23 protein-coding genes are annotated in these 22255 nt (G+C 59.2%); 15 read left to right on the top strand and 8 right to left on the bottom strand.

The genetic code is table 11. The features are described 5' to 3' along the window. Positions 1–55: 55 nt before the first annotated feature. The gene (locus MA04_RS19225; protein ID WP_262462259.1) at positions 56–487 is read left to right on the top strand and encodes a MarR family winged helix-turn-helix transcriptional regulator; all 432 of its coding nucleotides are present in this window, start codon (positions 56–58) and stop codon (positions 485–487) included. A 327-nt stretch (positions 488–814) separates the two neighbouring features. Here MA04_RS19225 and MA04_RS19230 read toward each other — a convergent pair whose 3' ends face one another. After that, a complete protein-coding gene (locus MA04_RS19230) occupies positions 815–2011 on the bottom strand; it encodes an alkane 1-monooxygenase (protein ID WP_262462260.1) in 1197 nt (398 codons plus the stop codon). Between the two features lie 163 nt (positions 2012–2174). Between MA04_RS19230 and MA04_RS19235 the strand changes: the two genes are divergently transcribed. After that, entirely contained in the window at positions 2175–3197 is a 1023-nt protein-coding gene (locus MA04_RS19235) for an AraC family transcriptional regulator (RefSeq protein WP_262462261.1), read from the top strand. A gap of 3 nt (positions 3198–3200) precedes the next feature. Here the strand turns inward: MA04_RS19235 and MA04_RS19240 are convergent, their stop codons facing one another. Further along, complete coding sequence (locus MA04_RS19240; RefSeq protein ID WP_262462263.1) at positions 3201–3758, bottom strand: gamma-glutamylcyclotransferase; 558 nt, start codon at positions 3756–3758, stop codon at positions 3201–3203. Further along, entirely contained in the window at positions 3755–4840 is a 1086-nt protein-coding gene (hemH, locus tag MA04_RS19245) for a ferrochelatase (RefSeq protein WP_262462264.1), read from the bottom strand. The genes MA04_RS19240 and hemH overlap by 4 nt, the downstream gene beginning before the upstream one ends. 306 nt (positions 4841–5146) lie before the next feature. Here hemH and pdxH point away from each other — a divergent pair, with 306 nt between their 5' ends. Continuing rightward, complete coding sequence (gene pdxH, locus MA04_RS19250; RefSeq protein WP_262462265.1) at positions 5147–5776, top strand: pyridoxamine 5'-phosphate oxidase; 630 nt, start codon at positions 5147–5149, stop codon at positions 5774–5776. Between the two features lie 22 nt (positions 5777–5798). Continuing rightward, the gene (locus MA04_RS19255) at positions 5799–6584 is read left to right on the top strand and encodes a GntR family transcriptional regulator (RefSeq protein ID WP_262462267.1); all 786 of its coding nucleotides are present in this window, start codon (positions 5799–5801) and stop codon (positions 6582–6584) included. An 18-nt stretch (positions 6585–6602) separates the two neighbouring features. Here MA04_RS19255 and MA04_RS19260 read toward each other — a convergent pair whose 3' ends face one another. Further along, positions 6603–7685: a TauD/TfdA family dioxygenase gene (locus MA04_RS19260; protein WP_262462268.1), complete on the bottom strand. Its 1083-nt coding sequence runs from the start codon at positions 7683–7685 to the stop codon at positions 6603–6605. Positions 7686–7922: 237 nt separating this feature from the next. On the opposite strand from MA04_RS19260, the gene MA04_RS19265 reads away from it, so the two are divergent. Beyond that, positions 7923–9077 (top strand): 2-methylaconitate cis-trans isomerase PrpF family protein, encoded by a 1155-nt coding sequence (locus tag MA04_RS19265; protein ID WP_262462269.1) that lies wholly within the window; start codon positions 7923–7925, stop codon positions 9075–9077. Between the two features lie 63 nt (positions 9078–9140). Beyond that, positions 9141–10511, top strand: a complete 1371-nt coding sequence (locus MA04_RS19270; RefSeq protein WP_262462271.1) for an MmgE/PrpD family protein — start codon at positions 9141–9143, stop codon at positions 10509–10511. A 73-nt stretch (positions 10512–10584) separates the two neighbouring features. Here MA04_RS19270 and MA04_RS19275 read toward each other — a convergent pair whose 3' ends face one another. The 4 genes from MA04_RS19275 to MA04_RS19290 form a co-directional block, all read right to left on the bottom strand. Continuing rightward, positions 10585–11382 (bottom strand): GntR family transcriptional regulator, encoded by a 798-nt coding sequence (locus tag MA04_RS19275; RefSeq protein ID WP_262462273.1) that lies wholly within the window; start codon positions 11380–11382, stop codon positions 10585–10587. Between the two features lie 90 nt (positions 11383–11472). After that, positions 11473–12351 (bottom strand): isocitrate lyase/PEP mutase family protein, encoded by an 879-nt coding sequence (locus MA04_RS19280; RefSeq protein ID WP_262462275.1) that lies wholly within the window; start codon positions 12349–12351, stop codon positions 11473–11475. Positions 12352–12361: 10 nt separating this feature from the next. Beyond that, a complete protein-coding gene (locus MA04_RS19285) occupies positions 12362–13705 on the bottom strand; it encodes a TRAP transporter large permease (RefSeq protein ID WP_262462277.1) in 1344 nt (447 codons plus the stop codon). 15 nt (positions 13706–13720) lie between these two features. Next, complete coding sequence (locus MA04_RS19290; RefSeq protein ID WP_262462279.1) at positions 13721–14281, bottom strand: TRAP transporter small permease; 561 nt, start codon at positions 14279–14281, stop codon at positions 13721–13723. Positions 14282–14651: 370 nt separating this feature from the next. Between MA04_RS19290 and dctP the strand changes: the two genes are divergently transcribed. From dctP to MA04_RS19335, 9 genes are all read left to right on the top strand, one after another. Further along, a complete protein-coding gene (dctP, locus tag MA04_RS19295; RefSeq protein ID WP_262462281.1) occupies positions 14652–15743 on the top strand; it encodes a TRAP transporter substrate-binding protein DctP in 1092 nt (363 codons plus the stop codon). 104 nt (positions 15744–15847) lie between these two features. Next, a complete protein-coding gene (locus MA04_RS19300; RefSeq protein WP_262462284.1) occupies positions 15848–16717 on the top strand; it encodes an isocitrate lyase/PEP mutase family protein in 870 nt (289 codons plus the stop codon). A gap of 2 nt (positions 16718–16719) precedes the next feature. After that, positions 16720–18117, top strand: coding sequence for a 3-isopropylmalate dehydratase large subunit (gene leuC / locus MA04_RS19305; RefSeq protein WP_262462285.1), 1398 nt, complete (start codon positions 16720–16722; stop codon positions 18115–18117). 1 nt (position 18118) lies between these two features. Next, positions 18119–18739 (top strand): 3-isopropylmalate dehydratase small subunit, encoded by a 621-nt coding sequence (gene leuD, locus MA04_RS19310; RefSeq protein ID WP_262462287.1) that lies wholly within the window; start codon positions 18119–18121, stop codon positions 18737–18739. 510 nt (positions 18740–19249) lie between these two features. Continuing rightward, positions 19250–20353, top strand: coding sequence for a porin (locus MA04_RS19315; protein WP_262462288.1), 1104 nt, complete (start codon positions 19250–19252; stop codon positions 20351–20353). Positions 20354–20860: 507 nt separating this feature from the next. Further along, the gene (locus tag MA04_RS19320) at positions 20861–21100 is read left to right on the top strand and encodes a DUF1993 domain-containing protein (RefSeq protein ID WP_262462291.1); all 240 of its coding nucleotides are present in this window, start codon (positions 20861–20863) and stop codon (positions 21098–21100) included. Positions 21101–21257: 157 nt separating this feature from the next. Continuing rightward, positions 21258–21518 carry a hypothetical protein gene (locus MA04_RS19325; RefSeq protein WP_080530438.1) on the top strand — a complete coding sequence of 87 codons (261 nt, stop codon included), beginning with the start codon at positions 21258–21260 and terminating at the stop codon, positions 21516–21518. A 93-nt stretch (positions 21519–21611) separates the two neighbouring features. After that, on the top strand, positions 21612–21854 hold the full coding sequence (locus tag MA04_RS19330; protein WP_080530439.1) for a type II toxin-antitoxin system Phd/YefM family antitoxin: 243 nt from the start codon (positions 21612–21614) through the stop codon (positions 21852–21854). Continuing rightward, positions 21851–22114: a Txe/YoeB family addiction module toxin gene (locus MA04_RS19335; RefSeq protein WP_163123310.1), complete on the top strand. Its 264-nt coding sequence runs from the start codon at positions 21851–21853 to the stop codon at positions 22112–22114. The genes MA04_RS19330 and MA04_RS19335 overlap by 4 nt, the downstream gene beginning before the upstream one ends. Positions 22115–22255: the final 141 nt, after the last annotated feature.

Below are 22255 nucleotides of genomic sequence, written 5' to 3' on the forward strand. Positions count from 1 at the left end.
GCTATTTGGTGGACAATATCAACCATATTCCCAGTAATTGACAAAGTCAACAGTGGTGTCAAAAGAAGCCGATATCCGTAATGCGATCTGGCAACTGGCGTTTCAGTTCAAGGTCAGCAGTAAAAAAGCCATCCGCCAGTACGGCCTGCCACTGAACGGCATGCATGTGCGCATCCTGCATATGATCGGCGCCACCCCGGCGTGCACCGCCAACCGAATCGTGTTGGCTTCCGGGCGCGACAAGGCGCAGATCACCCGCCTGTTGAAAGAGCTGGAAAGTATGTTGCTGATCCAACGCACGCCGAACCCCGATGACAAGCGCAGTCAGATTGTCTCTCTGAGTGAGAAGGGCGAGGCTTTGATGGCCCGTGCCCGGGAGGCGGAACAGGATGTGGTGACGCGATTGTTGAAGGGAATGAAGAAAGACGAGATCGATCGCTTTGTCGGTCTCGCGGGGCGCATGCTGGACAATCTGCGCGAGGAATAGAAAGGGGCGTGGTGGCTCTCCAGCAGGGACGCGGATCTGTGCGAGGGCCTTCCGGGATCGCCGTGAATACGTCCATGTAGGCTCTCGGTTTGACGTCCCTGTCAAACAGAGTCCCGGAAGGCCCTCGTACAGATCCACTTGGGGTGAACTGCCGCGTTCCGGGCTCCAGCAACGACGAACCTTTCAGGAAAGGAGGGCTCTCTCCATCCCTTCATAGGGGCTTGGTAGCGGCGGGAAAGACGTCGGTTACCTCGAAGCTGATCGGCGTTACGCCGATCAGCGTCCCCGATGGAGAGAAATCCCTTTCCCCTCTAAACCGAAGCCCCGTCACACGATCCGTGGTGGCGCATCACCGTGCTGGATCCCGTATTTGCGAATCAGCGCTTCGCGTTTGTCCGGATCGAAGTTGATATTGCGGGCGTCGTAGCCGGCGTGTTCCAACAGACGCTTGTCCATGAGCCGGTACCACAGAGGCGGAATATAGCTGACCAGGAACATACCGAAATAGCCGTTGGGCAGGCTGGGCACGTCGTCGAAATGACGCAGGCTCTGGTAGCGCCGGGTCGGATGGGCGTGATGATCGGAATGCCGCTGCAGATGAAAGGTGGCCCAGTTGGAGAACATGTGGTTGCTGTTCCAGCTGTGATACGGCTGGGTGCGCTCGTAACGGCCGGTCTTGGTTTTATGCCGCAGCAGGCCGTAGTGCTCGATATAGTTGGCGGAGGTCAACTGGAAAGCGCCCCAGAAAGCGGTGCCGAGGATGTACGGCAGAATGCCGATGCCGAACAGCGCCAGCACGGTGCCCCAGGCAATGGCGGTGATGATCGCCGGCTGAATGATCTCGTTGTCCAGGGACCACACCGACTTGCCCCGTGATTCCAGGCGCTCCTGCTCCAGCTTCCAGGCCCGGCGGGCGGCGCCGGGGATTTCCCGCAGTACGAATTTCCAGATGTTTTCGCCCATGCGCGAGGACGCCGGGTCCTCCGGCGTGGCCACGTCCCGGTGGTGGCCCTTGTTGTGCTCAATGAAAAAGTGACCGTAGGCGCAAGGCGCCAGCACGAACTTGGCCAGCCAGCGTTCGCCCTTGCCTTTCTTGTGGCCCAGTTCATGACCCAGGTTGATGCCGACGCCGCAGGTGCCACCGAGCAGCAGGATCATCGCCAGCAGACCGTGCCAGGGCAGGTCCTGGGTACCGACGAACCAGGCACCGAAAAACCAGGCGCCCCAGATCACCGGCACCAGGGCGTAGGTGACCCAACGGTAATAGGGATCCTCTTCCAGTTGCGGCACCACCTCTTCCGGCGGATTGCTCTGGTCCTCGCCGATCAGCATATCCAGTACCGGCACCGCCAGGTAATAGAACACCAGCGGGATCCACAGCATCAGCGCATTGCCATTGGCCAGGTACAGCAGGGGCCCGATGAACACAATGGCGGGCACGAAGATGGAAGAAACCCACAAATGGCGTTTGCGATCCCGATAGACCACGCCGGACGGGCCGGTGAACTCACCTGCCTTGCTCATACCGCAATCCTCTTTTTGTTATCCGATCACCGGATGGTGCGCCCAAGCCGGTTTGTGCGGCACCGCCAGGAGTGGCAGAAAATCGTCATAAAGTGACAAGTGACCGGGCGCACCAGCAGGGTAAGCTGGGATTCATCCGCTCATGGCGGCAAGGGAGAAACCAATGAGCATCCATATGGCCGCCCGGCTCAGGCCGGCGATTCATCCGACTTACCCGAGACTGTTGTGCGCCCATTTGCAATCCAGGGGCTTCGATAACGCCACCATCTTCGAGGGCACCCGCCTGCATTGGGAGCAGCTTCTGGGCGAGCATCGCTACCTGAGTCTGGAGCAGATGTCCCGCCTGATCCGCCGCTCCATCGAACTCACCGGCGAGCCCTGGCTGGGGCTGGACATCGGTGGTGTCACCTCGGTGTCCGCCCACGGTCCGTTGGGCTTCGCGGTGGTTTCGGCGGCGGATCTGGGGGCGGTGCTGCGGGTGCTCTCCCGCTTCGTCGGCGTGCGCTTCCAGCCGGTAACGGTGCATTTGCGCGAGGAGCCGGAGCGGGTGGTGCTGACCATGGAGGAAGAAGAGGACCTGGAAGAGGTTCGGGAATACGTCAACGGCGCGGTGCTCGCTACCTTCTTCCATCTGATCGACACCGTGACCTCCCGGCGCTTGCGGGATCTGGTGGTGGCGATGCCGATCCCGGAACCGGAGTGGGCGGAGATCTACACCGAAAAACTGGGGTGCCCGGTCCGCTTCGGGACTTCAGCGCTGACCATCGAAGTGCCGTCCGAGTTGTTGGGCACCCCGTGCCTGACCGCGGATCCCGGTCTGCACCGCACCGCGCTACGGGATTGCGAGCATCAGCTACGGCAACTTCAGAGCGGGGGACCGCTGAGTCAGCGCATTGGTGTGCAACTGCTGGAGTGTGAGGGTCACTACCCGAGTCTGGATGAGATGGCCGCGCGCCACGCCATGTCCCGCCGTACCCTGATCCGTAAACTGAAAGAGGAAGGCTCCAGCTATCAGGAACTGCTGGATGAGGTGCGCCGGGAACTGGCCGCCTGGTATCTGCTGGAAACCACGCAACCGGTGGAGCGCATCGCCGAGAAACTGGGGTACCAGGACCCGTCCAACTTCAGCCGCACCTTCCAGCGCTGGTTCGGCACCACGCCGCTGCGGATGCGCAAAGGGGAGTGAGTCTCAGAGGGCTTGCAGATTGCGCTCGATCTCGAAGATGTGCTCATCCTGCTCGCCAAGCTCGCGCAGCGCCTGGGCCAGGTTCAGCAAATACTCCCGGTTGGCACCGCTGGGGCCGTGGCTGCCTTGGATGTGGGCGGCGATCTCCGTTTCCGGCGCCGGGCCGAGAAAGGCGGCATTGTCGGCGGTGGCGATATAGACCAGTCCGTCCTCCTGGCTACCGTCCTCGAACGTCATCGGCGTGGAGAAACGCAGGTAGCCGTTTTTCTCGCGCACATCCAGTTGCCCGAACACCGCCGGGCTGACGCGATAGGCCATGCCGGCGCAGCGCACGCCCGGTGCTTCAATCAGTGTCACCACCCGGCCGGGGTTTTCCGGGGTGCCGCGATGATCGTGGGAGCCCTGCCAGAAGCGCCGGGCCCAGCCCTGAATCGACGCCGGCCGCCGCTCCTGGAACGGAAAATCCACCTTGAAAATCAGCGAGCCGTAACCGAACAGCCACACCGACTCGTGGTTCTGGAACAGGCTCCGCTCGCGGTTGATCGCGGTGGTATCGATCATACCCGGGTGCCCTCCGCCCGGCGCTGACGCTCCGCCAGTACGGCATCGCCATTGTCCTGATCCGGCCAGCCAAGCAGGTGATCGTGTATCAGCGCCACCAGGGCATCCAGATGGGCCGGGCAGTCGTTCAGCGCCGGAATGTAATCGAACCGCTCGCCACCGGCTTCCATGAAGTAACCGCGATTCTCCACGTCGATCTCTTCCAGCGTTTCCAGACAATCAGCGGAAAAGCCGGGGCAGAACACCTGCACGCTTTTCACCCCTGCGCCGGGCAGCGCCTTGAGCGTGGCGTCGGTGTAGGGCTGCAGCCATTCCTCGCGGCCAAAGCGGGACTGGAACGTGACCTGCCATTGCGTCTCGTTGAGCCCCAGCCGCTCCGCCAGAAGGCGGCTGGTTTTATGGCATTCGCAAAAGTACGGGTCGCCTTCGGTGAGGTAGCGCTTGGGCACACCGTGGTAAGAGAACAGCAGTTTTGCCGCCCGGCCATGCTGTGCCCAATGGCTGTGGATGTGCTCCGCCATGGCATCCAGGTAGGGCGCGTAATCGTGGTAATGACTGATGAAACGCAGATCCGGCAACCAGCGCCGGGCCGCGAAATCCTGCGCCACGGCATCGAACGTGGAGGCCGAGGTGCTGGCGGAATACTGTGGATACAACGGCAGCACCAGCAGCCGGGTAACGCCTTGCTCGGCCATCTTCTGCAACACCGAAGGAATGGACGGGTTGCCATAACGCATGGCGAAGTCCACCACCAGATCCTCGCCATACTCGGCTTGCAGCCGCTGCCGCAGCCCCTCGCACTGATTGCGGGTGTGCACCAGCAGCGGCGAGCCCTGCTCTGTCCAGACACCGCGGTAGGCGTGGGCGGAACGGGGCGGGCGGATCACCAGAATCACCAGATTCAGGATCAGCCACCACAACGGGCGCGGCACCTCCACCACCCGGGGATCGGACAAAAACTCACGCAAATAGCGGCGCAGGGCCGGCGTGGTGGGCGCGTCCGGGGTTCCCAGATTGGTGATCAGCACGCCGGTACGCAACGGGCGCCGGTGGCTGAAATCAGGCTGTTCAGTGAACTTCATAATGGTTCCGATGAGCCAGAGGTTGACCGGCGGCAAGGCACCGGACGTCGATGGCGCCATGATACCGGAACCAGAAGAAGGTAACAGATATGGCCCCGATAGACGCGGGCCATCAGGTCGGCCCATGCTGGCAAGTGCGCTATATTACCCGTGTCAGCCGGCCTCCCCACAGACCGGACAACGAAGCCGCTGTAGGAGCTTGCCTGCAAGCGAATTTGCCCGCGGCAACCCCCGAGCTCCTGCCCGTGAGGCCGCCTGGCAATCCAAGGGCCGCGACAGGACCGTTCGAATCAATGGGAGCAGTAAATGCGCGACATACGCGAAGAATACCAAGGCAAGGGATTGAGCGAAGCGGACCTGCTTGCTGATCCGCTGGAACAGGTACGCCTGTGGGTGGAAGAAGCGGTGAACGCCGCTCTCCCGGTGGCCAACGCCATGACCCTGGCCACCGTCAACGCCGAAGGGCAACCCTCCGCCCGCACCGTACTGATGAAAGGCGTGGAGCAGGGCGGCTTCGTCTTCTTCACCCACTACGACAGCCGCAAGGGCGACGACATCGAAGCCTGCGACAAAGTGGCCTTCGTACTCTACTGGTCACCCATGGACCGCCAGATCACCGTCCAAGGCCGCGCCCGTAAACTGGACGCGGATACCTCCCGCGCCTACTTCAAAACCCGCCCCTACGGCAGCCAGATCAGCGCCGTCGCCTCGCCGCAAAGCCGGCCCGTGGACCTGGAAACCCTGGAAGCGGACGTCGCCCAACTGCGCCAGGAATACCCGGAAGGCAGCGACATCCCCATGCCGGAAAACTGGGGCGGCTACCTCATCGTTCCCGAAGAAATCCAATTCTGGCAAGGCCGGCCCAATCGTCTCCACGATCGCTTCTGCTACCGAAAACAAGGCACGACCTGGGTCCCAGAACGTTTGGCACCTTGAAACTTCATTTCCGGAATTCGCTATGAAGAACATAAAACTAAACGCCTCCGGTACGGCATTACACAGGCAATTGTTTTTGACCTTGCGCGAGCAGATTCTCGGCGGGCAGTTTCATTACAATGATCGGTTGCCCACTCAGAATGAGTTGGCTGAACGGTACGGCGTGTCGCGGATCACCGTGCGGCGGGCATTGGCTGAGTTGCAAAGTGAAGGCTTGGTACGTAACGAGCAGGGATCGGGGTCATTCGTGGCCAAGCGCACCCAGGTGGGTGATGCGCTGGGGCGGGATCACTCTCTGCTCGACGATATGCGCAGGGTGGTTGAGGAGACCCATGTGGCGGTGCTCAACGCGAGTAATGAACGCCCGCCCGGGCATATCCAGGCATTGTTCGGGCTTGATGAGGGCGACGTGGCTCCTCATGTGGTGAGAGTGCGGGGAACAAGCAGGAAGCCACTGATGCTGTTGGATGCCTGGATGTCGCCGTCGTTGGGCGACGCGGTGCTTGGCCAGGATCTGACCCGATTACCGCTGTGGGATGTAATTGTCAGCAATATCGCCGGGGTGGGGGAGGTGGTTCAGGAAGTCTCCGCGGAACTGGCCACGCCCTCCGTGGCACAAGCGTTGGAGGCGGATGTTAATGCGCCGATATTGCGCGTGACCCGTCTGGTGCATGATGCCGCTGGGCAACCGGTCCAGCGCATCGTCATCCGCACGGTGGCGGGGCGTAGCCGTTTGCTGATGAAGGTGGCGGGCGTCGACATTGACAGCGCCAGTGCTGGTTATCTGGTGCATGATGGCACCAGATAACCAATCTGGCCGCGCGCGTTATAGAGTCATGCCCATGACGCTGGCCTGGCGCGCGTCGAAGCGTTGGCACTGCTCATCGTAGTGTTGGCCGAGTATACCGCCACGCACCGCGCCGCCTTCCACGTTTTTGTAAAAGTCCCGCCAGGTTTCCGGTAGTGGGGGAGAGTTGGGGGGGGCGATCCAGAGCCGATACAACAGACGCCGTTTATCCATTTCCTCGGCATCGATGAATTGGGTTCTGGAATGCAGAGTGACATGGGTATTCAGCAACTGCATATCACCCGGCTCCAGGTACATGCGGTACATCAGTGTTTCGCGACGCACCACTTCATCCAGATAGTCCACCGCCTCGAGCTGGCGTTTACTGAGTTCGGGTACCTGCTCCATTTTTCGCGCGCTCTCAAGGCGGTTGCGAACCCAGCGGCAGAAGAAACGTCCGTTTCGGAACGCGAAAATCGGGCCATGAATAAAGGCCGCCTCGCCAGGTGCCTCTTCACCCTGCCGGCTGAAGGGGTAGGGCCTGCACAGCTCTTCGACCAGATCCGGACGCTCCTCGGACATGATCTTGAACGCCAGCGATGAGCTGCTGCAGATGCTCTCGCCGCCCGAGATGGCCTGGTTGTAACAGGTCAGGGCCACTACATCGGCGCCATCGGTATGAAAATCCAGCTCGGCATTGGAGGAGTAGCCCCGGCCGGTAGCGCTGCGATAGTCGGTACCTTTGTTCATCACCTCGGACAAGTACTGGCTGGCCTTGCTCTGTGGCCGGGCGACGCCGAAATGCAGGCCAATCGCCCAGGTTAACAACTCGAACTCCTGGGCGCTGACTCCCTCTCTGGGCAGGCCTTTAACCAGGGCGATGCCGCGCCCCTCACGAACCTGCTCAAAGGCGCCGGATAGCACCGCCAGAGTCGCGTGGAGAAACGGGAAATCCGATTTCTGATAGTCAAGAAGCGGCTTCCCGGGCTGGTAAGCCGCGCGCACGCAGTCAAGCAACTGTTGGCCGGCTCCGTCTGGCATCGGATAAATCCAGGTCGGATCTTGCGCCAGTTCTTCGGCGCTCCATTCGGTGAGGTGTTGGTCGGGGGGTGTTGTCGGCATAAGAAGCTCCCGGGAGTTGTTGGAATCTCTTTTTTGTATGTTGGTATAACATTATACCAAATTATCGTAATTGTAAATGGCCTTAACGTGAGTGAGGTATCTACTTTGATGGTTGGCTTTGGGTTATGATTGATTGCATCTTGTACATACAAGAATACATCTGATATTCTGTGGGGCCGCTCTCCAAAGACCTTGCGTGATCGCCAGGGCGGGGCACCAATACGGGCAGGAGAAATAATGAAAACAAGTGATACCACCGTGCCGTGCGTGATCATGCGCGCGGGCACTAGTAAAGGACTGTTCTTTCACGCTGAAGACCTTCCCGAGGCGGGGCCGCGCAGGGACCGTTTACTCAAACGCATCATGGGTACGCCGGATCGTTTGCAGATCGATGGCCTGGGTGGGTCGCGTCCGATTACCTCGAAGATAGCTATTATCTCGCGTTCCGGGCGCGCGGACGCGGATGTGGATTATTTGTTCGCCCAGGCCTCGGTGGAGAGCGATGACATCAGTTATTCAGGAAATTGCGGCAATATTTCCGCCGGGGTCGGGCCTTTCGCCATCGATGAAGGCTTGGTTGCTGTCAACGGAGACGTAACCGCTGTACGTATTCACAACGTCAATACCGGTAAGGTGATCGTTGCTCGGGTACCGACAGCCTCCGGTCAGGCCGATGTGACCGGGAAGGTACGGGTCCCCGGCGTGCCAGGTACCGGAGCGGGAATTTTGCTCGATTACAGTCATACCGCGGGCGCCAAAACCGGTGCGGTGCTGCCAACCGGCAATCCGGTTGATGAAATTACCCTGGAAGACGGCCATGTACTTCGCGCCACCCTGTGTGATGTGGCCAACCCCTGTGTCTGGGTGAGCAGCGAAGAGCTAGGGGTGGACGGTGCGATTCTGTCGGACGACATTAATGCCGATGACGCCTTGCTGGAACGCATTGAGGAAATTCGTGCCAGGGCGGCTGTGATGATGGGCTTTTGCAAGCATTGGCGGGAAGCAGAGGTGCGCTCTCCTGGCCTGCCGATGCTCGGCTTTCTCTCCCCGCCCCGGACCTATCGAGATGACAACGGCGAGGAGGTGCGGGGGAGCGACATCGACTTGATGGCGCGCCTGATCTTCATGGGGCGCTGCCATGAAAGTTTCGCGGGGACCGCTTCGATCTGTCTCGCCGCCAGTTCCAGACTGCCTGGCACCCTGACGCATCAGTTCTGCCGCCGCTCGGGCGACCAGCTGGTAATTGGCCATCCTCTCGGGGCCATGCGGGTGGACGTGGAAGCGAACCGGAATAACGATGGGTTCGTTCGTCTGGGCGTGATCAGAACAGCACGACGTTTAATGAAAGGCGAGGCCTTCGTGCCGGGCGGCATTGCCAGCGATAACGACTGATTAGCGAACCAGCCAGCTACTGCTGCTTCCCGTCAAACGAACTGATACCTGTGGAGGATCATAATGACCCTGGTCCTGGAAGACACTGACGTGCGAACGATCACCCCATTGCTTTCCGATTGGATCGCCGGGGTGCCCGGTGAGGATATTCCTCCGGCACTGATCCGGCTATTGCGTGATTGTTTCTTTGATATCACCGGCCATGCCGCCTTCTCGGCTCGTTATGCCGAGAGCAGCGCCGCCATTCGCGAAGGCGTGCAGAGCATGGAGACCGGTGGTGGCGGTTACACCGTGTTCGGCGACTCTGGTGATTACTCAAGCCGGCAGGCGGCGCTGCTTAATGGCGCCTTCGCGCATTCCATGGATTTCGACGACACCAATGTGCCGGGAGTGCTACATCCCGGCGCGTCGGTGATACCGGCTGCCTTGGTGGAGGCCGAACGCATTGATTGTGATGGCCGTGGTTTTCTTGAGGCTCTGGCGGTGGGCTATGAAGTGGCGTGTCGGGTAGGCGCGGCGATTGGCGAAAGCGCTTACGACCTCGGCTTTCACACCACCTCCGTTGCCGGGATATTCGGTGCGGTGGCCGCCGCCGGCCGACTGCGCACTGCTTCGGCATCGGTGATCGAAGATGCCTTCGGCCTGGCCGGCAGCATGGCTGCCGGGTCCATGCAGTATCTGGAGAATGGTGCCTGGAATAAGCGGTTGCATCCGGGGCTGGCAGCGCGTTCCGCGCTCGACGCTCTGGATCTTGCGCAGGCTGGAGTGGTCGGTGCACATGAACCACTTGTCGGACGCTACGGCGTGCTGAACGGGTACTCACGGAACCCCAGGCCGGACCTGCTAGGACGGGATCTTGGCCGAGAATGGCTGGCCTTGAAAACCGGTCTCAAACCTTATCCGTCATGCCGCTTAACCCATGGCGCGGTGGATGCGGCTCTGGTATTGCGAGAGCGGTTCCCCACAGCGGAGCCAGTGGCAATAAGCATTGAACTGAGTCCAAAGGCATTCGACATCGTGGGCGAGCCGACCGAAACAAAGAAGCGGCCAAGAAATACCGTTGACGCTCAGTTCAGCGTCTATTTCCAGGTCGCGTGCGCTTGGCGACAAGGACGCATGGATTGGCGTAGCTATCAGAATCTGGGTGAACCGTCCCTGGAAGCTCTGATGGCCACAATCAGCGTACGGCCTGACGCGGCGCTGGCCGGGCCGGCGGCAAGACTGACGGTCGGCAGCGAAGAACTTGTGGTGGAGGTGCCGTCGGGTGAGCCGGAATCGCCCTTGGGAGAAGAGCGGCTTCGGCAAAAATTCTATTCCATGGCAGCGGAAGTCTATGGGGACGCCGGCAGCCGCCATCTAGCGGATCAATTGCTCGACATTGAGAGCTGTGGGGCGGTGTCTGACTTGATCAGAGCGTTAAAGCCGCCGTCATAATCCGTCGGCGGCATTGTCGCCCTTGCGTGATCAGCCAGATCGGTGGCCTTGGGCGATTCGGGGAAATACGGCGTCAGCCTCCGGACTGATAATACGTGACTTTCCAATTGACCGAGTCACGTTCGCCTTCATCGCCGAGAATCATGCGGATTTTGTTGAAGTCGGAGACACCCAGGGCGGAGAGGTACTCCACCGGATTGCCGTCCTTGTCGAATACGCAGCGTTTGATGTGTAGAAGCGGGGTGCCTGTCTCAAGCTTCAGGACGGTTGCCACCGACGGGGCTGCCAGAGTGGCCTCAATGGTTTGTACCGCTTTGGTGTAGGGGGCGCCCGATCGCTGAATCAGGTCATAGAGAGGCTTTTGGCCCAGATCGGCGCGCGTATAGGTGCGGCCGATGTGTTCGGGAACGTAGGTGGTCAGATGCAGCACTGGCTGATTGCCGAGAAAGCGAAGGCGAACCGCGCGCTGAGCAACCTGGTTGGCGGCCAGTTTGAGCTCGGCGCGAACTTGTGGGGGTGGCACCAGATACTCGAATTCCAGCACCTTCACCTTCATCTTTCCGGCTTCGCGGAGCTGATTGAAAAACGTACTTTCATGCAGAGAGGGGGTTTCATTACGTGCGGCTTTCTTGACGAAGGTACCACGGCCATGCCGTTTCTCAATCAGGCCCTCGCTTTGCAGATCGGATAGGGCGCGGCGCATAGTCGCCCGGGAAACGTCGAATGAGCGAGACAGGTCCTGCTCACCGGGAAGCAAGGCGCCATCCTCGTAATTGCCAGAGAGGATGGCTTCCTTCATCACCAGGAATATCTGTCGGTGTAACGGCACGCCAAGGGAGGCGTTCAGGTTCTTCTTGTTGAATGTGGCCACTATGGTGTCTCTCGATGAATCGCTATCGGCGACGGAGCCGACCCGGTCAAGCGCATCGAGGAACGGCAAGAAAAAGAAAAGAGCCTGACATTAACGATCAAAGGTAGCAGCTTCGACCGCCTGACGGATTCCATCCCATTCCCCCGCGCCAAAGCGCCTGAATCCTTCGGACGGCGTAATGTCGCCACTGCCGTGCGGCGGCGGATAGCGGCGAATTTCCTTTAAAGAGTGAAGGACTTGATCACAGGTCTGTACAACTGACTTTAGCAAAAGGCCCGGCAGAAGCGCAAGCTTGAAGCCCATCGCCTGGGCTTCATCAAGAGAGATATCCGGAGTCTTGCCTTTCCATACGATATTCACAAGGCACGGACCATTCACCCGCTCGGGCACGAGGCGCAGTTCCTCGAGATCCTGAGGTGCTTCCACGAAGGCAATGTCCGCGCCTGCGGCGAGCGCGGCACGCGCGCGCTGAATGGCATCGTCCAGCCCGGTCACGGCACGGGCATCAGTGCGCGCGATGATAACGAAGTCGGGGTTTTTGCGGGCCGCCAGTGCAGCGCGAATCTTGGCGATGTAGTCGCCTTGCGGGATGATGCGCTTGTCATCCAGATGGCCGCACCGCTTGGGATCCTCCTGATCCTCGATGTGGATGCCGGCGACGCCGGCTTGCTCGTATTCCATCACCGTGCGATAGACATTCAGCTCGTTGCCGTAGCCGGCGTCCGCGTCGGCGATCACCGGGATGTCCACGGCCGCCACCAGGCGCGCCGCATTGTCGACCATTTCCCGCATCGTCAGCAGGCCGTAGTCTGGGTAGCCCAGCGTGGCGGACGTGCCGGCGCCGGTCATGTACACAGCCTTGAAGCCGGCAGTCTGCACAGCACGGGCGGTGATGCAGTCGTAGGCGCCGGGGGCGACTGCCAGGCCGCCCCCCGCCAGCATGTCTCTCAGTCTTCTGCTCATGGTCATGGGTGGTTCCTTACATCAGGGAAGGGAGCCAGAGGGTGATATCTGGCCAGAGAATGAGGATTGCCAACACTACGATGTCCATCAGAATGAACCAGGCAACCCCTTTGAAAATCTGGCCCATGCCGATCAGGTCGCCGGTCACCGCTTTAATGATGAACACGTTCAGCCCCACCGGAGGCGTGATCAGGCCGATCTCCAGATACTTGATCATGATGATGCCGAACCAGATCAGGTCGTAGCCGAGTCCCTTTATCACCGGGATCACCACTGGCAGCGTGAGCAACATGATTTCGATGGCGCCCATGAAGGTGCCGAGCACAATGTAAAGAACCGACAGCACGGCGAGGATGACGATCGGCGGTACGTTTTCGAAGCTGGATGCCCAGCTGGTTAACTCGCCAGCGAAACCGGTGAGGGCGCTGAACGTGGTAACCATATAGGCGCCCAGTACGGCCGCGAACAGCATGGAAGTGGTTTTCAGCGTCTCTTCGCCGGCGATGACGACGCCCTTGAACTTGATGCGACCACTAAACAAGCAAAGAAGCAGGGCCACCATGGCGCCGATGCCGCCGGCTTCGGAGGGGGTGAACATGCCGGTGTAGAGACCGGTTACCACAAGGGCGATCAGCGCCAGCATACCCCAGATGCCTCTCAGGGAGCCGATCTTGTCGCGCATGGGTACGGCGGGAACCGGTGGAGCCAGTTGCGGGTTGATCTTGACGCGGATCATGACGATCAGAACATAGGCTCCCAGAGAAAGCATTCCGGGCAACACACCAGCAACAAACAGCTTAGCTACCGATTGCTCGGTGAATACCGCATATAGAATCATCAGGATGCTCGGGGGAATCAGCGAGCCCAGAGTGCCGGATGCGGCAACGATGCCAGAGGCGAGTCCCTTGTCGTATTTCCAGTGGAGCATCTCGGGAATCGCCATGCGCCCCATCGCCGCGGCGGTCGCCAGACTTGATCCGCTGATCGCGGAAAAGAGTGTGCAGCCCACCGCGGATGCCACCGCCAGCCCGCCGGGAACCCGCGCGAACCACATTCTGGCGGCGGCATAGATGTCCCTTGTAAAGCCGCCTTCCGTGGCGAGATAGCCCATCAGTAGGAACATGGGGATGGTGGTGTAGGTGTATTCGGCCACGGATGAGTAGGCCAAGTCGCCGAGGAAATGGTTTGCCGCGCTCAGTGCTCGCCCGAAGGCATCCAGATCGCCGCCGCCTCGGGCGGTCAGCACCAGCACCAGGCCGCCGAACCCGGCACAGATCAGAGACACCGCGATGGGGATGCGCAACAGTAACAAAATGATCATGGCGGCCATCACAGCCGCGCCAACAATCGCTGGATCCATGATTTAAAACACCGTTTAGTTGTTGTGTGATACGGATGAGTCGAGCGCCTGGCGCAGTTCGTTTTGCGCCTGACTGGGGCGGGCTCGGGTGAATATGATTTGCAGAAGAATGCGCAATGACCACCAGGCAAGGCCGATAGGAATCAGAGCTTTTGCTGGCCACTCAGGAATGTAGAGCACCGAACCGTAAGCTACTTCGCCAATCGAATAGGATTCGATTGCCTGCCTAAGCGAGAGGTAGGCCATCCAGGAAAAAATCATCAGAGCCAGCACCAGTCCCAGACTGATCAGCGTGGTTTGCACTCTCTTGCTGAACTGGTCGCTGAGGACGGTTACCTCGAGATGGCCGCCGATGGACTGCACGTAACTCAGCGGCAAAAATACCACCGCGACCATCAGCATTTCCTGAAAGAGCAGGTCGTCGGGTACGGAGACATGTAAGAAGGTGCGGCCCAGAACGGACACAAAGGTGATCACGACCATGGCGGCAAGCAATAGCTGTGCGATCACCATGACCACGAAATCAACACGGTTCATGCCGGTGATAAGCCGGTCTATAGGGTGCTTGTTTTTCATATCGGGACCCTGGGGCGAAGAGGTGTTGTAGGTAAGCGCCGGGCCTTGATGCTTGGCCTGCGGAGCGATGCACGGCTTTCAGATTCCTCTGATGCACATCATGTACGTACAAGAATACATCTTGCTTATTCAGCGGGCAATACGTCTTTCGCGCGCGAATCAAGAAAAACGCAAATTTATATTTGACCTCAATTTCATTGTTCTTGTATGGTACAAGATACATCTGGTCATATCCCATCCAAGGGTGTGACCGGGCGCTGGCCCGAATCTGCTGAAGTCGGCCCGGGTTGATTGTTTCAGGCCTCGGGCTATCCGCCACGTCATACCTACAAAAACTGACGGGCCGTTATGGCCCGAATGAGGACTCAACATGTCTACAGAACCCTTTAGGTCACCCTCTCTTTCAGCTCCTTTGTGCCTGGTTGCTCTCAGTATCGCTCTGTTGATCTCTCCAGGGGCGAAGGCGCGCACGCTGTCTCTGGCGATCCCCAATGCGCCGGTTGGTACCAGCGAGCATAAGGCATTGCTTTGGTGGATGGATTCCATCGATCAATGCACCAAGGGGGAAACCAGGATCAAAGGCTACTACTTGCAGAGTCTGGTGAAGCTCAAGGACGCTCTCAGCGGCGTCAGTGCCGGAATCGCCGACATCGCGATCATCGCGCCGGGTTATGATCAGGCCAAGTTGCCATTATGGTATCTGGCCAAGAGTGATGTTGGCTCCGGTAACCCGTACGTTACTGCGGTGGCCTTTAACCATATGCGCGATCGTTTTTCCGCAATCCGAGATGAAGAGAAGAGAAATAATATCAAGTATATATCACACTACTCGGTAGGCCCGGTAGTTATTCTCAGTGTCGATAAACCATATATGCAGCCGTCAGATCTGGATGGCGCCAAGGCGTATTTTGCTTCTACCTGGAGCCGTGCCGCTAAGTTACAGGGCTGGAAAGTCGCCACGGTAAGTCTCTCCTTTTCCGACCTTTATTCGTCCATGGAGCGTGGCACCATCGATGCCTTTACTTCTTATCTGCCGCTTATCGAAGCGTACAAACACAACGAAGTCGCCAATTACGCGGTCAATCCGGGTATCGGTCAGCAGATGAACCTGATCGCCATGAATCGGGGGGTATGGAAAAGCTTGCCGGTGAAGTCTCGGGAATGCTTCGACTCCCTGCAGCCTAAACTGCTCTTGCGGCTCGCTCGTGCAGAGCTGGACGACAGCGCGAATGCCCAGAAGCGTCTTAGCGGCGCTGAAAAGTACTCGATGCAGTTTCTGGAACCGGACGACAAGCAAAAGGCGGCGTGGAATGAGGGTTTTGAAAAGGCCAACGATGAGAAGGTCGAGCGCTTGTCCAAATACAACCAGCATGTCGCTGAAATCAACAAGGCCTACCTCAAAGAGGTGGGCGCAGTGACGGAAGCGGTTCGCCAGGAAGGGTATCCATGGGAGAAAAAGTGACCGCAGTGTGACGACCCTTGAAACGATATCACTCATTACGAGGTTAAAGAAATGGGGCTTCAAATTTTCCACTGCCGCCGACCTTACTACCTTGGAGTTTATCTATGAAAGCTGCCGCGCGGCTCCGTCAATTGATGAAGGAGCAGGATCTGGTCCTGGCCCCTGGTGGGTACGACGGTATTACCGCCCGTCTGATTGAACAAGCAGGATTTTCGTGCCTGTACATGACCGGCGCTGGTACGTCGGCGGCTCTCGGGTTCCCGGATCTGGGTCTGTTAACCATGACGGAGATGGTGGACAACGCCGGCACCATGGCGCGCTCGGTGTCCATTCCCCTGATCGCGGACGCTGACACCGGCTATGGTAATGAGTTGAACGTCACCCGTACCGTGCGCGAATTCGAGGCCCGCAATGTGGCGGCCATCCACATCGAGGATCAGGTCTTCACCAAGCGATGCGGTCACCTGGACGATAAGGAAGTCATCACATCGAACGAGTACGTGGCCAAAATCCGCGCGGCGGTGGCGGCGCGCCGGGATCCGGATTTTATGATTATCGCTCGCACCGACGCGCGTGCGGTGCACGGGCTGGATGAAGCCATCGACCGTGCTAATGCGGCGTTGGAGGCGGGGGCCGACATGGCGTTCGTGGAGGCGCCGCAAAGCCTGAGCGAGATGGCGGAAGTGCCACGCCGGGTGCGAGGCCCATGCCTGCTTAATATGGTGCCCGGTGGCAGGACGCCGATCATTAGCGCCGCCCAGGCGCAGGAGATGGGCTATCGATTGATGATCATGCCGGGCGCCTTGCTAAACCGGATGCTGCTGGCCGGCGACCTGGCTTTGCAGCGTATCAAGGAACTGGGTGGCCCCGAGAAGCCGGCGGACAACGAGGATGTGCGGGATTTCTTCCGACGCTTCGGCTCCGATGAATGGAGCGAATTGCGGCAGCGATTCCAGAGTCCGCCGAAGGAATAGTCATGAGCCGTACCTTGTTTGACAAAATTTGGGATGCCCATGTTATCGATGACCTGGGTGAAGGCTGGGCCTTGTTGCACATCGACCGGCATTTGCTGCACGACCTTTCTGGCCCACCGGCGTTGCAGAACCTGGCGGATCGTGGCCTGCCGGTTCATAACCCGGAACTGTGCTTCGCCACGCCGGATCATATTGTGTCCAGTCAGCCAGGCCGTACCGGCGATACCTACGAGAAGGGCCGCAGGTTGTGGGCTGGCCTGCATGATGGTGCGCTGGCCAATCGTATCCACCTGTTCGACCTGGGGCAGCCGGGGCAGGGCATCGTGCATGTCATGGGCCCGGAAATGGGTGTGGTGTTGCCCGGGTTGTCGGTGGTGTGTGGTGACAGTCACACCGGAACCAACGGCGGCGTCGGTGCATTGGCGTTTGGTATCGGCTCGTCGGAAGCGGTACACGTGCTGGCCACGCAGACATTGCGACAACGTAAGCCCAAGCGCATGCGGATTACCTTCAAGGGCAACCCGGGGCCGGCGATCACCGCCAAGGATATGATTCTGCATACGCTGGCCCGGCTGGGCGCCAGCGCCGGGGTCGGCCACGCCATCGAGTTCGCCGGGCCGGTGGTCCGTGGCCTCGACGTAGAGGCACGGCTGACATTGTGCAATCTGGCCACCGAACTTGGCGCGAAGATGAGTATGGTGGCGCCGGATGAGACGACCTTTGATTATCTGCGTGGGCGGCCTTTTGCTCCGGCCGGCTCGGCATTTGACCGGGCGGTGGCCGACTGGCGCGCGCTGGTCGGTGATGAGGACGCGGTGTTTGATCGGGAGGAGGTGCTTGATCTGACCGGCATCGCGCCAACGGTGACCTGGGGCACCAGCCCTGATCAGGCGATCAGCATCGAGGAGCGGATTCCGGACCCGGCCTTGGAGCCGGACATGGGGCGTCGTGAAGAGTACCGCGCGGCGCTGGAATACATGGGGCTGCGTGCCGGCGACGCGATCCTTGGCACACCGGTGGATTGGGTCTTTATTGGCTCTTGTGCGAACTCCCGGCTTTCCGATCTGAGAGCCGCCGCGAACATCGCCACGGGGAGGCAGGTCGCCGCCGGCGTCACCGCCTGGGTGGTGCCGGGCTCCGAGCAAGTCAAGCGGGCAGCGGAAGAAGAAGGGTTGGACCGTGTCTTCATGGAGGCGGGCTTCGCCTGGCGTGAACCAGGCTGCAGCATGTGCGTGGCAGCCAACGGCGAGCAAGTTCCGCCCGGGGCGCGAGCGGTGTCCACCTCCAACCGCAACTTCGTCGGTCGGCAGGGCCCTGGCGCGCGTACCCATCTCGCCAGTCCCGCGATGGCGGTCGCCGCCGCCATCGCCGGCGAGCTTACCGATGTCAGGAGGCTGTGAAATGGAACCCTTTGCAACCCTGCGCGGGCGGGCGGCGCCGTTGATGCGAGCGAATCTGGATACCGATGTCATCATCCGTATCGAGCGGCTTACTCAGCTTGGCAGGGACGAGCTTGGTAAATACGCTTTCGAGGCAATCCGCTATCTGGAAAGCGGTCGTCCGAACCCGGCCTTTACCCCGGGTCACCCGCGATTTGCCGGTGCGCCGATCTTGATCGCCGCCGATAACTTCGGATGCGGTTCTTCCCGAGAGGGCGCGGTCTGGGCGCTTCAAGGCATGGGCTTTCGCTGCCTGATTACTCCCGGCTACGGTGACATTTTTCGTAACAACTGCTTTCAGAACGGAGTACTGCCGATCACCTTGCCCGCGGATCAGGTGAATGAACTGGCGGTGCTTGCCGAACAGGGCCGCGAGTTTCATGTCGATCTTAACCAATGCCGTATCCGGGTGGGCGACCACCAATGGCTCTTCGAAATAGATGCCCTGCGCCGTCAGATGCTGCTCGAAGGGCTGGATGAAATCGCCCTCACGCTGCGCGGTGACGAAGCCGCGCTCGCCTGGCAAGACATGGATCGTAAGCGCCGCCCCTGGGCATGGCCCGACAAGGTCGCCACTCGCTGACGTCTCACGGAATCAACGATACAAACCAAAAAACATCAAAACAATAAACTGGAGAAACGACTATGAGACCAATAATCGGCCCTGACTGATCCAGGGCATCTCATCCCCTATGTCCGCCGGCCAGTGGCCGGACATCCAAGCTGAATCCTTCCACCGGCCGCTTCAACGGGCCAAGGGGGGGTATTCGCCGAAAAAAGCTTGAGGAGGCCCCATGAAAACCTGCGCAAAGGAAAGGCAAAGACCCCTTCACCGTCTTGTCCGCCGGATCGATATTCCCGACTTCTATCGTGGAATGGTCAATCAGCGTTCAAGCGGGTGACCTGGGCACCGGTCCGCAACGCGCCTTTACCAAGGAACTTGGGCTCTACGGTGCGGCGCTCTTTTCACCCCATGAAGCGAGTTTTTCGTCGTTGTTGGCAAAGAACCAGAACGTGACTCAAGGACGACGGGTTCGGACATCAAAGAAAAGCTGCTTCTTGAAGAAATCTAACGACAAAAATCGGGAGCTAAATGATGAATAAGAAGAATTTCATGACACTGGGATTGGCGCTGGGTCTGGCCGCTTCACCGGCTCTTCATGCGATGACGGTGATCGAAAACGATAAGAACAAGCTGGATATATACGGAAAGCTGCGTCTGTCGCTGGACTATGGGCGTTCGGATCTGGGTGATACCCCGGACGATCCGTCCGCCGGTTTGGTTGACGCCGGCCACAGCCTGTCCACTAATACCACTTTGATCGGATTGCGCGGTAAGCATCAACTGGACGGAACCTATTCGCTGGTCTGGCAGTTGGAGCAGAACTTCGATCCGGATTCGCCTCGCGATCGCGGCCTTGGCAACCGGGATACCTTCGCCGGTTTCCAGACTCCGGCGGGCTTGTTCCGCTTCGGTATCATGGACACCCCCTACAAGCGCAATGGCATCATGCTCAGCCGCTTCACCACCACGGTGGCGGATCCCCAGGCGCTTCTCGGTCGCGGCAGCGGTGGCGCTCAGCGGCTTTCGTTGCGAGCGAAAAATGCCATACGTTGGGATCAGGACTTCCTGGATCGGCGGCTCAAGGTGGCGCTGGAGTACGGCTCCGGACAGCAGGACACCGAAGGTGTCGCCGACGATAATGGAAGCGATATGTGGAGTGTCGGCCTGACCTGGGTGGGCGGCGACTTGGTCGCCGGCGTTGCCTACGTGGATTGGTCCAAACTCTATAATGACGGTGATGTCAGCGGCTTCAACGCCGGGGCCAATTACCGCATAGGTCCGGCGCGCCTTGGTGTGGTCTACGACCATTTGGAGGCGGATACCGTGGACTTTCTGAATCGCGATGCCTACGGGGCCTTCGTCACCTGGGACCTGGGGCCCCTTTATACGATTGGTGCGCAGTGGATCCATGCTGACGAATCCGACGCCGGAGATGATGAGGCGGATCAGTACAGTCTGGTCGGCACCTGGCATGCTAATCAAGCGTTGGATTTGTATCTGGCGGCGACCACCACCATCAATAGGGGCAGCGGTCAGTACCCAACCGCCGACTACGCTCATGGCGACCACATCAACACTGTACCGGGAGGCGACCCTGAAGTGCTTTCTGTGGGCATGAGCTACAAATTCTGATTCTTGGTTTATGGTAGGCAAGGCCGGGTATTTGATCCCCGGAGGCGCTCAATCAGACCGGCTCTGCGGGATACGCCGCCAACGTGCTCTTGACGTTGCCCGCCCCTCCCCACCATCCTGGCGCCGGCATGTCCTCCATGCCGGACTTTTCTCAGCCGTTCTCGGCTTCCAGGTGGTGCTGGGTGGGGCACGCGTGACAACCGGACGACCCATTCGCCCACTCTGTGTGCAGTGACGCGGAAGGGCCGGGAACCACCACTTCGCCGCGATCGGGCAGGTGTGGGAATCGCTGTATAATCAGGCCAGCACCGATCTGTTCTCGGAAGTAGCTGATGCTCCATATCTAGAGCCACTTGCCGTATTGGGCAAAGCTAGTGGGGGTGGAGCATGAGGGGCACCTTTTGGTTCTGGTTTCAGGTTTAGGTACCTTCATCAGAACCGGTAACCCTCTCTTTTTCAAAGGGATTTTTCAGATTTGCTCTGAACTACTCCTCCTTACTGATTGGCCTGGCTTCCGACGCTTTGGATGCGAGTACGAACAATTTCGTGGCGCATGAGCTTCCCAGCGGAATGATTCTCGATCTGACCGCCGAGCAATATGCTCGAGACTGGGCCTTGGCCCAGTTTTATTTCCATCTCATGCCCGCTTACTCAATATTGCGCCGCGAAAAGGTCGAACTTGGAAAGGCTGATTACGTGGCGCACATGCTCCCATATATTCGTCCGGAAACGATACCTAAAGGTTGATGGCTGATTGAAGGCAGGCTTCGCCTTTATCTTTTCCACGATGGTTTCTCCAAGGTTATCAAAAGATGGTTTTATTCGGACGCGCTGCTTCGCTGCGCGCCAGCGCATTGAAACGTTGGGATCGGTGCACACGTATGGATAGCCAGAGTGGCTTGGAATGAAAGTGATCGATCTGGACACAGAGAAAGGCAACCAGCTTCTTGAAACACTGATGAGTGAGGGCTGGAAGAAGATCAAGGAGTACCCGTCTCTGGCTTTTGACAAGGGAATCGATTTCGATAGTTTCACCCTCAGGAAGGACGGGCTGGAGCTGGTGCTTGAATGGACCAACTGGTTCGAGTGGGAGATTCGTGGGGACGACGCGGCGCTTGAGGCACTGGCCGATCAGTATGGATTGAAAATCAGGGATGAAGAATGAGCCGGGATGGAAGAAGGGTTGAGGCGTTCGTATTGACGTACGTTCGTAAAAGCGTACAATTTGGCCAAATATTGAACACTCTGGAGGTGCGTCATGACGGGTATTACCGCCACCGAGGCGCGCAGCAATCTCTATCGTTTGATTGATGAAACCGCCGAGTCCCATCAGCCGATCGTTATCCTGGGTAAACGGAACAGGGCGGTTCTGGTGTCCGAAGAGGATTGGGCCGCGATTCAGGAGACCCTTTACCTGCTCTCGGTCCCCGGGATGCGGGAATCAATCCGTGAGGGAATGGATACCCCCGTGGATGAATGCGATGAGGAGTTGGATTGGTGACATGGAAGTTGGTTTATACCCGGCACGCGCAGAAAGACGCAAGGAAGCTGGCCTCAAACGGTCTGAAACCGAAAGCTCAGGAGTTGCTGGCGCTGCTCGCGGAAGATCCGTATCGGAAGCCGCCCCCGTTCGAGAAGCTGGTTGGTGATCTGGCGGGGGCTTATTCCCGCCGTATCAACATCCAGCACCGGTTGGTGTATCAGGTACTTGAGAGCGAACGGGTGGTGAAGGTGCTTCGGCTTTGGAGTCACTACGAATAGTGCCTGGTCTGTTTGGTCAGGTGCTGCTCCACTCTGCAAAGGCCTCTGTATCTGGCATGTAGGCGCTTGCCCTGAAGGCGAATTGGGGTAAGGGGAAAATTCGCTTGCAGGGCAAGCTCCTATGTATGGACTCGCCCTCTG

It is taken from the genome of Alloalcanivorax balearicus MACL04 (assembly GCF_025532145.1).
Classification (GTDB): Bacteria; Pseudomonadota; Gammaproteobacteria; order Pseudomonadales; family Alcanivoracaceae; genus Alloalcanivorax; species Alloalcanivorax balearicus.